At 57.5% G+C, this 12807-nt stretch carries 10 protein-coding genes; 7 read left to right on the top strand and 3 right to left on the bottom strand.

What is annotated here, in order from left to right; translation table 11 throughout:
- The first annotated feature begins 6 nt into the window (after positions 1–6).
- From carB to F0155_RS07980, 3 genes are all read left to right on the top strand, one after another.
- Positions 7–3369, top strand: a complete 3363-nt coding sequence (gene carB / locus F0155_RS07990; RefSeq protein WP_150523973.1) for a carbamoyl-phosphate synthase large subunit — start codon at positions 7–9, stop codon at positions 3367–3369.
- 113 nt (positions 3370–3482) lie between these two features.
- Positions 3483–3956: a transcription elongation factor GreA gene (gene greA, locus F0155_RS07985; RefSeq protein ID WP_150523972.1), complete on the top strand. Its 474-nt coding sequence runs from the start codon at positions 3483–3485 to the stop codon at positions 3954–3956.
- 89 nt (positions 3957–4045) lie between these two features.
- Positions 4046–4504 carry a hypothetical protein gene (locus F0155_RS07980; RefSeq protein WP_150523971.1) on the top strand — a complete coding sequence of 153 codons (459 nt, stop codon included), beginning with the start codon at positions 4046–4048 and terminating at the stop codon, positions 4502–4504.
- Positions 4505–4599: 95 nt separating this feature from the next.
- On the opposite strand, the gene F0155_RS07975 is transcribed toward F0155_RS07980, so the two are convergent.
- On the bottom strand, positions 4600–5070 hold the full coding sequence (locus F0155_RS07975; protein ID WP_150523970.1) for an Lrp/AsnC family transcriptional regulator: 471 nt from the start codon (positions 5068–5070) through the stop codon (positions 4600–4602).
- Positions 5071–5299: 229 nt separating this feature from the next.
- On the opposite strand from F0155_RS07975, the gene F0155_RS07970 reads away from it, so the two are divergent.
- The 4 genes from F0155_RS07970 to F0155_RS07955 all read left to right on the top strand — a co-directional run bounded on the left by F0155_RS07970 (position 5300) and on the right by F0155_RS07955 (position 9233).
- Complete coding sequence (locus F0155_RS07970) at positions 5300–6265, top strand: mitochondrial fission ELM1 family protein (protein ID WP_150523969.1); 966 nt, start codon at positions 5300–5302, stop codon at positions 6263–6265.
- Positions 6266–6341: 76 nt separating this feature from the next.
- Complete coding sequence (trxB, locus tag F0155_RS07965) at positions 6342–7310, top strand: thioredoxin-disulfide reductase (RefSeq protein ID WP_150523968.1); 969 nt, start codon at positions 6342–6344, stop codon at positions 7308–7310.
- A 40-nt stretch (positions 7311–7350) separates the two neighbouring features.
- Positions 7351–8247 carry a LysR family transcriptional regulator gene (locus F0155_RS07960; protein WP_150523967.1) on the top strand — a complete coding sequence of 299 codons (897 nt, stop codon included), beginning with the start codon at positions 7351–7353 and terminating at the stop codon, positions 8245–8247.
- A 623-nt stretch (positions 8248–8870) separates the two neighbouring features.
- The gene (locus F0155_RS07955) at positions 8871–9233 is read left to right on the top strand and encodes a hypothetical protein (protein WP_150523966.1); all 363 of its coding nucleotides are present in this window, start codon (positions 8871–8873) and stop codon (positions 9231–9233) included.
- Positions 9234–9327: 94 nt separating this feature from the next.
- Here F0155_RS07955 and msrP read toward each other — a convergent pair whose 3' ends face one another.
- Positions 9328–10293, bottom strand: a complete 966-nt coding sequence (gene msrP / locus F0155_RS07950) for a protein-methionine-sulfoxide reductase catalytic subunit MsrP (RefSeq protein ID WP_150523965.1) — start codon at positions 10291–10293, stop codon at positions 9328–9330.
- Positions 10294–10423: 130 nt separating this feature from the next.
- On the bottom strand, positions 10424–12511 hold the full coding sequence (locus F0155_RS07945) for an elongation factor G (RefSeq protein WP_150523964.1): 2088 nt from the start codon (positions 12509–12511) through the stop codon (positions 10424–10426).
- Positions 12512–12807 lie beyond the last annotated feature (296 nt).

Genomic DNA, 12807 nt, shown 5'->3' with positions numbered 1-12807 from the left:
GCCCTGATGCCAAAACGCACTGATATCTCTTCCATTTTGATCATCGGCGCTGGTCCGATCGTCATCGGCCAGGCCTGTGAGTTCGATTACTCAGGAACACAGGCATGCAAGGCGCTGCGAGAAGAGGGCTATCGCATCATTCTCGTGAACTCCAATCCGGCGACAATCATGACCGACCCGGATCTGGCAGACGCGACCTATATCGAGCCGATCACACCGGAAATCGTTGCCCGCATTATCGAAAAGGAGCGCCCTGACGCGCTGCTGCCGACGATGGGTGGACAGACAGCGCTGAACTGCGCCCTTGATTTGGAGCGCATGGGAGTTCTGGAAGAATTCGGCGTCCAGATGATCGGTGCCAAGGCGGATGTGATCGAGAAGGCCGAGGACCGCGAAAAATTCCGCGCGGCCATGGACGTGATCGGCCTTGAAAATCCACGCGCGGCCATCGCCTCTTCGCCGGAAATTCGAAACGAGAAGGGCAAGATCGTCGGCTACGACCGCAACGCGGGTCTTCTGGAAGCCATGCGCGCCCTGGACGAGATCGGGCTCCCGGCGATTATCCGCCCTGCCTTCACCCTTGGCGGCACAGGCGGCGGTGTTGCCTACAACCGGGAAGAGTTCGAGGCCATTGCCCGCTCCGGTATCGATGCCTCTCCGGTCGGTCAGGTTCTGATCGACGAAAGCCTGCTCGGCTGGAAGGAGTATGAGATGGAGGTCGTTCGCGACAAGGCGGACAACTGCATCATCATCTGTTCCATCGAGAACGTCGATCCGATGGGCGTACACACCGGCGACTCCATCACCGTTGCACCGGCTCTGACCCTGACTGACAAGGAATACCAGATCATGCGGGACGCCTCGATTGCGGTCCTGCGCGAGATTGGCGTTGAAACCGGCGGATCGAACGTCCAGTTCGCCGTTGACCCGGACAGCGGTCGCCTTGTTGTCATCGAAATGAACCCGCGCGTGTCGCGCTCGTCAGCCCTTGCATCCAAGGCGACCGGATTCCCGATCGCCAAGATCGCGGCAAAGCTGGCGATTGGTTACACGCTGGACGAACTGGAAAACGACATTACCGGCGGCGCGACCCCGGCCTCGTTCGAGCCGTCCATCGACTATGTCGTCACCAAGATCCCCCGCTTCGCATTCGAGAAGTTCCCGGGCGCTGATCCGGTTCTCACCACGGCTATGAAATCGGTCGGCGAAGTCATGGCCATTGGCCGGACATTCGCAGAGAGCTTCCAGAAGGCACTACGCGGTCTGGAAACCGGGTTGTCCGGCCTGGATGAAACCGAAATCGCCGGCCTTGGACAGGGTAACGACGAAAACGCAATTCGCTCCGCTGTTGCAACGCCTACACCTGAACGCATTCTGCATGTGGCGCAGGCCATGCGCATGGGCATGAGCAACAAGGACATCTACGAAGCCTCGGGCATCAACCCGTGGTTCCTCGAGGAAATTGCCGAGATCGTTGCAATGGAAGCAAAGATCCGCGCGAACGGCCTGCCGACGGACACCCAGAACCTGCGCATGCTCAAGAGCATGGGCTTCTCCGACTCGCGCCTTGCCTCGCTTTGCGGAAAAAATGCGTCCGATGTCGCCAAACTGCGCAAGCAGCTTGACGTTCATCCGGTCTACAAGCGCATCGACACTTGCGCGGCAGAGTTCGCCTCTCCGACAGCCTACATGTACTCGACCTATGAAAAACCGTTCATGGGCGTCCCTGCATGTGAGGCGGACCCGTCTGATCGCAAGAAGGTTGTCATCCTCGGCGGCGGACCGAACCGTATCGGCCAGGGCATCGAGTTCGACTATTGCTGCTGTCATGCGGCCTTCGCGCTGGAAGATGCCGGCTACGAGACCATCATGATCAACTGTAACCCGGAAACGGTTTCAACTGATTATGACACGTCCGACCGTCTCTATTTCGAACCGCTGACCGACGAAGACGTTCTGGAGATCATCCGGGTCGAGCAGCAAAATGGCACCCTGCACGGCGTGATCGTCCAATTTGGTGGCCAAACGCCGCTCAAACTGGCTCAGGCGCTGGTCAAGGCCAATGTTCCGATCCTTGGAACATCCCCGGACATGATCGACCTTGCCGAAGACCGTGACCGGTTCCAGAAACTCCTGATCAAGCTCGACATGAAGCAGCCGGAAAACGGCATTGCCTATTCCGTCGAACAGGGTCGCCTGATTGCCAGCCAGCTTGGCCTGCCGCTCGTTGTGCGCCCGTCGTATGTTCTGGGTGGCCGAGCCATGCAGATCATCCGTGACGAGGAGCAGCTGAACTCCTATCTGCTCGGCACGCTGCCCGAGCTCGTTCCCGCCGACGTCCGCGCCAAGTATCCGAATGACAAGACCGGCCAGATCAATACGGTTCTGGGCACCAACCCGCTGCTGTTCGACCGCTATCTGGAAGGCGCAATCGAGGTTGATGTCGACGCCCTGTGCGACGGCAAGGATGTCTTTGTCTGCGGTATCATGGAACATATCGAGGAAGCCGGCATTCACTCCGGTGACAGCGCCTGCTCCCTGCCTCCCTTCTCCCTGCAACCGGACATGATCGAGGAACTCAAGCGCCAGACGACGGCCCTTGCCCTCGCCTTGCAGGTCGGTGGCCTGATGAACGTCCAGTATGCCATCAAGGGCGGCGAGATCTACGTTCTGGAAGTGAACCCGCGCGCCTCCCGTACGGTCCCGTTTGTGGCGAAAACCATCGGTGACCCGATTGCCAAGATCGCGAGCCGCGTGATGGCGGGCGAGAGCCTCGCCTCGTTTGGCTTGAGCGAAAAGACCTTCGACCATATCGCCGTCAAGGAAGCCGTGTTCCCGTTTGCCCGCTTCCAGGGTGTCGATACGATCCTTGGACCGGAAATGCGCTCGACAGGCGAGGTCATGGGCCTCGACAACAAGTTCGGCATCGCCTTTGCAAAGTCGCAGATCGCAAGCGGCACACGCGTTCCGGAAAGCGGCACCGTTTTCGTCTCCATGCGCGACGGCGACAAGCAGGCTGTTCTGGAAGCTGTCCGCAGCCTTGAACAGGCTGGCTTCAAGATCATCGCAACCTCCGGCACCCAGTCCTTCCTGCAGGAAAACGGTGTCGCCTGCTCGAAGATCAACAAGGTCATGGAAGGTCGTCCGCACATCGTGGATGCGGTCAAGAACGGCGAAGTGCAGTTGGTGCTCAACACCACAGAAGGCGCTCAGGCCATCGCCGACAGCCGTTCCATGCGCCGCGCCGCGCTTGTCAACAAGGTGCCATATTACACCACCCTTGCCGGTTCCATTGCCGCAGCGAAGGGAATTGTTGCGCACAAGGCCGGGCGTCTTGAAGTGAAGCCTTTGCAATCTTACTTCGGCTAGGGTTAGAATGTGCAAAGTCCGGCCGGGAAAGGTAGCTCCTTTCCCGGCTGGTCTATTTTTTTATTCCGCGGCCCCTGAGAAGGAGGGCCCAATAACCTGAAGGTCTGAGACCCATGGAAAAAGTGCCGATGACGACAACCGGCTATGTGATGCTTCAGGATGAATTGAAGCAACGCACGTCCGTCGAGCGCCCGCGCATCGTGGAGGCGATTGCCGAAGCACGTGCTCATGGTGACTTGTCGGAAAATGCCGAATATCACGCGGCCAAGGAAGCGCAGAGCCACAACGAGGGCCGAATTGCCGAACTCGAAGACAAACTGTCCCGGGCCGAGGTGATAGACGTTTCCAAGATGTCCGGCGAAGTGGTCAAATTTGGTGCGACGGTATCTCTGGTTGATGAGGATACCGAAGAAGACAAGAAATACATGATCGTCGGCGAAGTTGAAGCCGACGTGAAGAAGAACAAGATCTCCATTTCCTCCCCGATCGCTCGTGCCCTTATCGGCAAGACAATCGGAGACAGCGTGGAAGTTGCCGCACCGGGCGGTGCCCGCGCTTACGAAATTACCAATGTCGAATACGTTTAATCGGCTGGTGTAGTTCGTAATAGTTCGCCTTTAACGCTTGTTCAAAACCGGTTAGATTACCGGAAATTGAGCAAGCGTTTGGGTCGAAGATGGTTTTCAGTGTTCTGATTTTGTTGTTTTTCGTGCTGGCTGTCCCTCTCTGGATTTACAGGGGTTGGGAGTTTTTTGGCCTCCCTCCCAGAGCACGGGGCATTTTCAAGCGCCTTGTCCTGCGCCACGAACGAGCCGTCACCTTCGCCATACGAATGTTCTTCGCCCTCAGCGCCGTGAGCGCTGTGGTGATGGGGCTTGTCTACGGGCTGTCCTATCTGAAGAGTGGCGTGATCGACAGCGGGTCAAGTTACAAGGACGTGGTCAAGAACCGTCTCTATACAGGGGCAGAAGGCATTGACCCGGTCCTCAACACCTATGTGTATGACTTGCCCCTTCCTGCAGTTGCGATCTTCAAGTGCCTGTTTCTGGCAGTTGGCTTCACACTGGTCGCCAAGGCCCTCAACGACATTCGACTGATCCGCCGTTTAAAGCGTCGCCTGAAGCCGATATCCTGAGAAAAGGCCGGTGCCTGTAATGATCGCCCGTCCCGCAGCATTTTCTGGCCGCGGGCGCAATCATCAGGTTTACATCAAAGCCGGATGAGCAAAGCCTATTCGTCGATCGGAACGATCGGAAGGTCCTTGGTCTTGCGAATGGTCAGAGCGGTTCGGACACTGTCGACATTCGGAGCTGCGGTCAGTTCGCTGATGATGAAATTCTGCAGTGTTTGCAGGTCGGGAGCCACGCACTTCAGCAGGAAATCCACTTCGCCTGACAACATGTAGCTTTCACGAACCAGCTTCCAGCCTGCCACCTGCTTCTCGAATCCCAGCAGGTCAGCTTCGGTCTGGCTGTGCAGACCAACCATCGCAAATGCGGTTACGTCATAACCGAGCTGCTTTTCGTCGAGGATTGTCCGGTACCCCTTGACCAGACCGGCCTCTTCCAGCGCGCGGACACGACGCAGACACGGCGGCGCAGAAATTCCAACACGCCGGGCCAATTCTACATTGGTCATCCGGCCGTCCTGTTGCAATTCTTTCAGAATGTGCCAATCAATGGCGTCTAGCCGCGCTTTCAAATTCGTCTCCTTTGGGCCGCGTCACAGTGAATTAGGTTCTTTTGCCTTGGCAGTCTTGCTCTGGCACCACCACCAAAGGCAGGAATGTCCGGCATTCCCGTCTCGCAGGCTCTCATTAGGTGTCGGATTATGATTTTTTGCGCGATCGTGCAAGACTATAACAATTTCCGGCGCATTTCGGAAACATTACGATAGGTCATCCCATTTTCGCACAGACCGGACTCCTCACATGAAAGACCGCAAAATCTGGCTGATTACCGATGGAAAGGCCGGTGATCTGGCGCAGTGCGAAGGTGTAGCCCGCGCTCTTGGCGGAACAATCGAGAGCAAGATTGTCGCTCCGCGTGCGCCCTTTTCCTGGTTTCTTCCACATGGACCTGTGGACCCACGCGAATCATCCCGCACTCCCGACAGCCCTCTGGCACCGCCCTTTCCCGATATCGCCATAGCATCGGGTCGCCGGGCAGTCGGATACTTGCGCCACTTGAAACGCGCCTCAAACGGATCGGTCTTCACAGTCTGCCTGAAAGACCCACGCGCGGGCACCGGGATCGCCGACTTCATATGGGTGCAGGATCACGACCCGCTGCGCGGCAACAATGTTCTTGTCACTCCGACCTCGCCTCACCGTTTCAGCGTTGAACGGCTGGAGGAGTTACGCGGCATACCAGACCCAAGAATTGACACCCTGACAGCTCCGCGAGTTGCGGTTCTGGTTGGCGGCAACAGTCGCCACCACCAATACACGACCGACGACTTCAAGCGATTCGACAAGGGCTTGAGTTCAATGGCCGAAAACGGTGGTGCATCCTTCATGATTACCACCTCAAGACGAACCCCGCGTCCGCTGGAGACAGCGCTTCAAAAAACCGCAGGCAAGGGTGGTCATTTTTTGTGGGATGGAACAGGTGAGAACCCATTGGGGCAGTTTCTGGCAAAGGCCGATGCGGTTATCGTGACTGCAGATTCAACAAACATGATCGGTGAAGCTGCCGTCAGCGGCGCGCCGATACATGTTTTCCATCCAAACGGCGGTCACCGGAAAATTGATCGCTTTCTGGCAACACTTGAAAAACTCGGTATCCTGCACCCATTTCCCGGACAGCTTATAACCGATAGGTACACCCCGATTGATGCAACACCGGTGATCGCCGCAGAAATCGAACAACGATATGCACACCACCGGGATCGGTGATGTCACATGACACGGGCACAAACGCAGCTAAGATGTCGTGGGCAGAACCCGAACGACCAGGATCAAGGCAAGAAAGATGACGACTGAGCACACCAAGCTACTGATTATCGGCTCTGGACCGGCTGGCTACACGGCTGCCATTTATGCGGCCCGTGCCATGGTTGAGCCAACCCTTGTGCAGGGTATCCAGCCCGGTGGCCAGTTGACCATCACCACGGACGTTGAAAACTATCCCGGCTTTGCCGATCCGATCATGGGCCCCTGGCTCATGGAGCAGATGCAGAAGCAAGCCGAAAACGTCGGCACCAAGATGGTCTACGACACCATTACCAAAGCCGACCTGTCCGTTCGCCCGTTCCGTTTTGAATCCGACAGCGGCACCGTATTCACTGCTGACGCTGTGGTGATTGCAACCGGCGCACAGGCCCGCTGGCTTGGCCTTGAGTCTGAAACCGCCTTCATGGGCGCCGGTGTGTCGGCTTGCGCAACCTGCGACGGCTTCTTCTATCGCAACAAGGAAGTGGTCGTGGTCGGTGGCGGCAACACCGCTGTTGAAGAGGCACTTTATCTGGCCAACCTTGCCTCAAAAGTTACCCTCGTTCACCGCCGCGACGAGCTGCGCTGCGAGCGTATCCTCGAAGAGCGCCTCAAGAAGAATCCGAAGATCGAGATCATCTGGGACCATCAGGTCGATGAAATTCTCGGCGGCGGCATGCCCAAGGCCGTCACCGGCGTTCGTCTGAAGCACTCCAAGACCGGGCAAACGCAGGAAATCGCAACCGACGGCGTGTTCATCGCCATCGGCCACGCACCGGCAGTCGACCTGTTCCGCGATCAGCTGCCCCTCAAGGCAGGCGGCTATATCGAAACGGCTCCTGACTCTACGAAGACCTCCATTCCGGGCGTCTTTGCTGCGGGCGATGTCACAGACGACATTTACCGTCAGGCGGTCACAGCTGCGGGCATGGGCTGCATGGCAGCTCTGGAAGCCGAGAAATATCTGGCCGAGCTGGAAAGCAATTCAGCGGCTGAAGCAGCTGAATAACCAGCATAGCTGACACACAGGCAGAGACCGAGGGGACGAAATGGACTGGGACAAACTGCGCATCTTTCATGCTGCTGCCCAGGCAGGCAGTTTCACCCATGCCGGCGACACCCTGCACATGAGCCAGTCTGCCGTCAGTCGGCAGGTGAGCGCCCTTGAGCAGGATCTCGGCGTCCCCCTGTTTCACCGCCATGCGCGCGGCTTGCTGCTGACCGAGCAGGGAGAACTGCTGTATCGCACAGCCCGCGATGTATTGATGAAGCTGGAGGCCGTTCAAGGTCGCCTGACCGACAGCAAAGAAAAGCCATCCGGCATCCTGCGTGTCACGACCACAGTCGGTCTCGGCTCAACGTGGCTGACCTCCCGCATCAACGACTTCATCAACCTCTACCCCGAGGTCGAACTGCAGCTGATATTTGACGATGACGAGCTGGACCTCGGCATGCGCGAGGCGGATGTGGCCATCAGGCTGCGTCAGCCCACGCAACCTGACCTTATCCAGAGAAAGCTCTTCACGGTTCATTTCCATGTCTTCGCATCTGCCGATTACCTCAAGCGGTTCGGCACACCAAGGAGCATCGAGGATCTGGACAACCACCGTATCATCACTTTTGGCGAACAGGCCCCCGCTTTCCTGCGCGGCATGAATTGGCTGCAGACGGCCGGGAGAGATCCGGGAGACCCTCGCTCCCCGATCCTGCGCATCAACAATCTCGTGGCCATCAAACGGGCCGTGAAACATGGCGTTGGCATCGCCATGCTGCCGGATTACATCGTCGAGCAATCTCCTGATATGGAACGCATCCTTGCAGATCTGGAGGAAAAGGTTCCCTCCTTCGACACGTATTTTGTCTATCCGTCGGAACTGAAAAACACGGCTCGCATCACCGCCTTCCGCGAATTTCTCCTGTCCAACGCCGAGGACTGGGAGTTCTAGGGCTTTTCCGGTCTTTAGCAGGACTGGAAGCAATCTGCCATGACGTATGGCTGCAACAAGACTGCCCACATATTCAGCAATTTCAGATTGCGTGCTGCAAAGACTCGCCTTAAAAATGAACTGCAGCAGCCTGACCAATAGGCAAACTGCCAATGGAATCAGCGGCTTATTGACCTAAAATGCGGCAGGCCCGCGTTTTGGGGGCAAGATTTGTTAAGACCCGTTAATATTGCATAGCTGCATTGCAGCATTGCCTCTTGTTTCAGCAGCTTGTGCACCGCATATAAGCATTATTGTTGGTTCAGTCGGCGTCGCACCTTCCTCCCAGTGACGTCCTGACTGCCAGCTGTTCCCCTCTGGAAGGTGATTTCACCACATTTTTGGTGATTTCGATTTTAGACTGCCGGGTCCCTTTGGACCCGGCTTTTTTTTGTTCTTTTACAGGCTGTGCTGGACCGCCTCGGACCGGAAAATCATTATCATCTGATCCGAAAGCTCCCTCGCTGCTCCTGATCCGGGGCTTGGGAACACTTCCCTTCCCGTCCATAGGCATAACCAATTGGAGCTGGTGCGCCCAAAGGGCTACCAACCAGCAACCTTACGTCAATTTGCGGAGAAGCTGGATGCAAGACATCAACCTCAAAAACCTCAACGAACTGCTGGCGATGCTCAAAAAGGGAGAGTTCCTTGAAGGCATGGAACGCTTTTTGCATGCTGACGTTCAGATTCGGGAAATCGGACAGGAACCCAAGAAGGGCAAGGCCCATTGCATGAAGGTTGAAGAGGACATTTTATCCGGCGTTGCCGAATTCATCCAATACACCGCCCATACGATCGGCTCCAACAACGACGACACCACGTTTTACGAAGCCACCATGGAATTCAAGACCAAGGACGGTCAGCACGTGAAGCAAGCCCAGGCTGTCGTGACCACCTGGAAGGATGGCTTGATCCTCGACGAGCGCTACTACCATCCAAACGCCTGATTGGGGCGATGCGAAACTGGGCTGAAACGGAAAACCCCGGCCAAAAGCCGGGGTTTCTTGTTCGTCATTTTATACTGATCTGGACGACCGGACTTTACATGAACAGCAATTCGCCCTTCATGTCCTTGTAGAGATGCGCGACCTGCTCTTCGTACCCGTTGTAGATCACGGTGTTACGGCGAAGATTGGTCCCCAGCAGCCGCTCACTTGCCTGACTCCAGCGCGGATGCGGCACTGACGGGTTCACATTGGCCCAAAAGCCGTATTCCTTGCCCTGGATCTGCTCCCAGAAGCTCACCGGGCGCTCGGATGTGAAGGAAATCCGCACGATCGACTTGATGGACTTGAAGCCGTATTTCCACGGCACGGCGAGACGCAGCGGCGCGCCGAATTGTTTGGCCAGCGGCTTGCCGTAGACACCCGTTGCCATGAACGCGAGATCGTTGGTCGCTTCCTCGATGGTGAGCCCCTCGATATAGGGCCACGGATACCAGCTCTGCTTCTGACCGGTTGCAACGCTCGGATTGTGGAACGTCTCAAAGCGCAGATACTTGGCGCCTGATGTCGGCTTGGCGAGTTTGACCAACTCGGCAAGTGGGAAACCAGACCACGGCACGACCATCGCCCAGGCCTCTACACAGCGATGACGGTAGATGCGCTCTTCAAGTGGCATCTTCTTCAAAAGCTCATCTATGTCGATGGTCTGCGGCTGTTCAACCATCCCATCAATGGCAATGGTCCACGGACGGATTGGCAGGGCCTGAGCCGCCTCCGAGATTTCCTTGTGAGAGCCGAATTCATAGAAGTTGTTGTAGGTGTAGGCCTCGTCCTTGTCGGTCATCGGACGATCATCAACAGTGAAAGCCGGATTGTTTCGCACCGGATAGAGACCTGCGCTCGGATCTTCCTCGGCAAAGGCCGGACACATGTGAAGACCCGCGCCCAGCGCAGTTCCGGCAGCCACCAGACCGGTCATGAACTTGCGGCGGTTCAAGAAGACGCCTTCCGGCGTCACATCGCGCTCATTCAGTTCCCAGGGACGTCTGTTCAAGATGTTCATCTTCAAGCTCCAGCTACGTTGCACAAGGGAACCGCAAATCGGACTTCAAAAGCAAGTAACGCCGGGGTGATGACAGAAAAGGCGGGCATCCGATTTTCCCGGAGCCCGCCCTTCTCACGGCCCAAATGTATCAGGCTGCCTGTTTACCCGCCCGCTTCAAGGCCGTTTCCGCAACCTTGCCGCTCAGCTCGGCCATATGGTCGAAGCGGGAAGTGTAGCTGGCAACGCCAGCCGTCGCCGACCTCAATTCGACGATGAGATCGCTGATTTCTGCTTCCGGGATCAACGCCTGTACTTCGTCCCAGCCTTCCCAGCCATCACGCGTGTCGAACCCGAGGATCTGCCCTCGCCGCGCCGACACGATGGCATTCACCTTGGCTGTCGCATCGCTCGGACAGTTGATCGTGACATTGAGCACCGGTTCCAGCAGGACCGGCTTGCACTCCGGCAACCCCTCACGGATGGCAAGTATGCCCGCCATCTTGAAAGCCTGATCGGAACTGTCGACGGAGTGATAGGACCCATCCGTCAGCGTCACGGATACGTCGACCACCGGGAACCCGAGCGGGCCGGTCTTCATCGCCTCCAGCACGCCGTCCCGCACAGATGGAATATACTGCTTGGGCACCACGCCGCCGGTGATCGTGTCGGTGAACTGGACGCCCTCGCCGCGCGGCAAGGGTTGGATGTCGAGCACCGCATCCCCGAACTGGCCGTGTCCACCCGACTGCTTCTTGTGCCGACCGCGAACCGTGGTCCCGGCCCGGATGGTCTCCTGATAAGGAACCTGCGGATCCGCAACGTTCAAGGTCAGGCCATATTTTCCCGACAGCCGTTCCTGTGCCACCCGCAGATGCATTTCCCCCTGCCCTTGCAGCAAGGTTTCAGCTGTCTCCTGACTTTGCCGAATGACAAGGGACGGGTCCTCCTCAACCAGCTTCGCAAGCGCAGTTGAAAGACGAACTTCGTCCTGACGCTTGGCTGCAGCTATGGCGATGGACAACACAGGAGATATGGGCTCCAGATCCGCCCTGATCGATGTCGCCGATGATGACAGGCGAAGGACTTCTCCGGTCTGCACATCGTCCAGCTTGCCGATGCCAACCAGATCCCCGGCAACGCCCTCTGACCGCTTGCTGGCTTGCTGCCCAAAGACGGTAAACAGCCCTGACGCCTTTGCCTCATCCCCGTTTGCTCGGTAGACGCAGTCCCCTTCGTGAATGGTTCCGCCAAGGACACGCGCAATGGACAGTTTGCCGCCGTGAAGCGTGTGAAGTGTCTTCACCACCTGAAGGGCCGGTTCTTCATCCCCTGCAAGCCGCCGGTTCCGCAGCGCTGAAAGCCACGGTGTCTCATGACGCAGCGCTTTCAGGAGGCGTCCAATGCCATTGCCATGCTCGGCAGAGCCGAAAAAGACCGGGCAGATCAACCCTTCCTGCAGCTCACGCACCAGATCGGCAAAGATCAGCTCCGGGTCTGGAGCAATATCCTCCAGAAGGGCTTCCATCAGTTCATCATCATGATCCGCCAGCGTTTCCAGCATCGTGAAACGGGCTTCGTGTTCCCGCTTGCGGTCCGCGTCGCACATGTCGATCTGCGTGCTTGGCTCCTTCTCGTGGAACACATGCGCGCGCTCCATGGCAAGATCGATGAAACCGGTCGCTTGTCCATCCTCCCAGATGGGTATCTGCCGGAGCACCAGAGGCACACTGGACGCAGGCTGCAAGGTCGGTAGCAGGTCCCTGAGACCCCGCGTCGACTTGTCGATCTTGTTCACAAACAAAACCCGCGGAACTCCGCGGGCTTCCAGCGCTTTCAGGATCACCTGCAAGGCGGGCACCTTGCGTTCGTCATCCTCGGCCACCACCACTGCCAGATCGACGCCGTCCAGAACCCCGTTCATCTCAGCAAGAAACTCCACCGAGCCGGGGCAATCAATAAAGGCATAGCGGTCACCGAGATAATCCGTCTCGGCGAAATTTGCCTCTACGCTCATTCCGTGGGCACGCGCCTCGGGCGCCGCATCACCTACCGTATTTCCGTCTGAAATCTTGCCCTGCCGCGGGATCGCTCCCGTGCGTGCCAAAATAGCTTCCAAAAGAGATGTCTTGCCACTTCCGAAAGGCCCGACCAGCGCAATGCATCGGGTGTTTCGCGTTCCGTCGACATGTTTGGTATCTGCGGCGCCATTCGCGCCGCCTTGTCGTCTGTCCGCCATGCTCTGCCTCCCGTTGGTTTGATAAAACCAGCGCGGCAAAGGCCGGATCGGGATGACGCAGCCTCACCCGCGCCCCGCCCGCCGTTGGGGCGGATCGCTCATCGTCGCGCCTGAACGGGCGTGAATGCAAGGGAAACTTGCGCGGCGGCGCAGCATGACGCGCCCTGGAGAGCTGCCGAAAGACAGGGAATTTGCAGAACGAATGCTCCTTTCGCTTCGATGCCAAAACAGCGCCCCTCCTTCACCACAAGACACGAAAACGAACAATTTCTTGATTTGCCGCTGCGGCATGAGAC

It is taken from the genome of Roseibium sediminis, from assembly GCF_008711325.1.
Taxonomy (GTDB): domain Bacteria; phylum Pseudomonadota; class Alphaproteobacteria; order Rhizobiales; family Stappiaceae; genus Roseibium; species Roseibium sediminis.
Note: the sequence above shows the minus strand (reverse complement) of the source record. Positions and strands in the feature narration are given on the sequence as shown.

Coding starts and splice junctions, on each gene's coding strand:
- trxB (WP_150523968.1), top strand. CDS start 6,342: ATGACGACTGAGCACACCAAGCTACTGATTATCGGCTCTGGACCGGCT.
- F0155_RS07980 (WP_150523971.1), top strand. CDS start 4,046: ATGGTTTTCAGTGTTCTGATTTTGTTGTTTTTCGTGCTGGCTGTCCCT.
- F0155_RS07970 (WP_150523969.1), top strand. CDS start 5,300: ATGAAAGACCGCAAAATCTGGCTGATTACCGATGGAAAGGCCGGTGAT.
- F0155_RS07955 (WP_150523966.1), top strand. CDS start 8,871: ATGCAAGACATCAACCTCAAAAACCTCAACGAACTGCTGGCGATGCTC.
- carB (WP_150523973.1), top strand. CDS start 7: ATGCCAAAACGCACTGATATCTCTTCCATTTTGATCATCGGCGCTGGT.
- F0155_RS07945 (WP_150523964.1), bottom strand. CDS start 12,511: ATGGCGGACAGACGACAAGGCGGCGCGAATGGCGCCGCAGATACCAAA.
- msrP (WP_150523965.1), bottom strand. CDS start 10,293: ATGAACATCTTGAACAGACGTCCCTGGGAACTGAATGAGCGCGATGTG.
- F0155_RS07960 (WP_150523967.1), top strand. CDS start 7,351: ATGGACTGGGACAAACTGCGCATCTTTCATGCTGCTGCCCAGGCAGGC.
- greA (WP_150523972.1), top strand. CDS start 3,483: ATGGAAAAAGTGCCGATGACGACAACCGGCTATGTGATGCTTCAGGAT.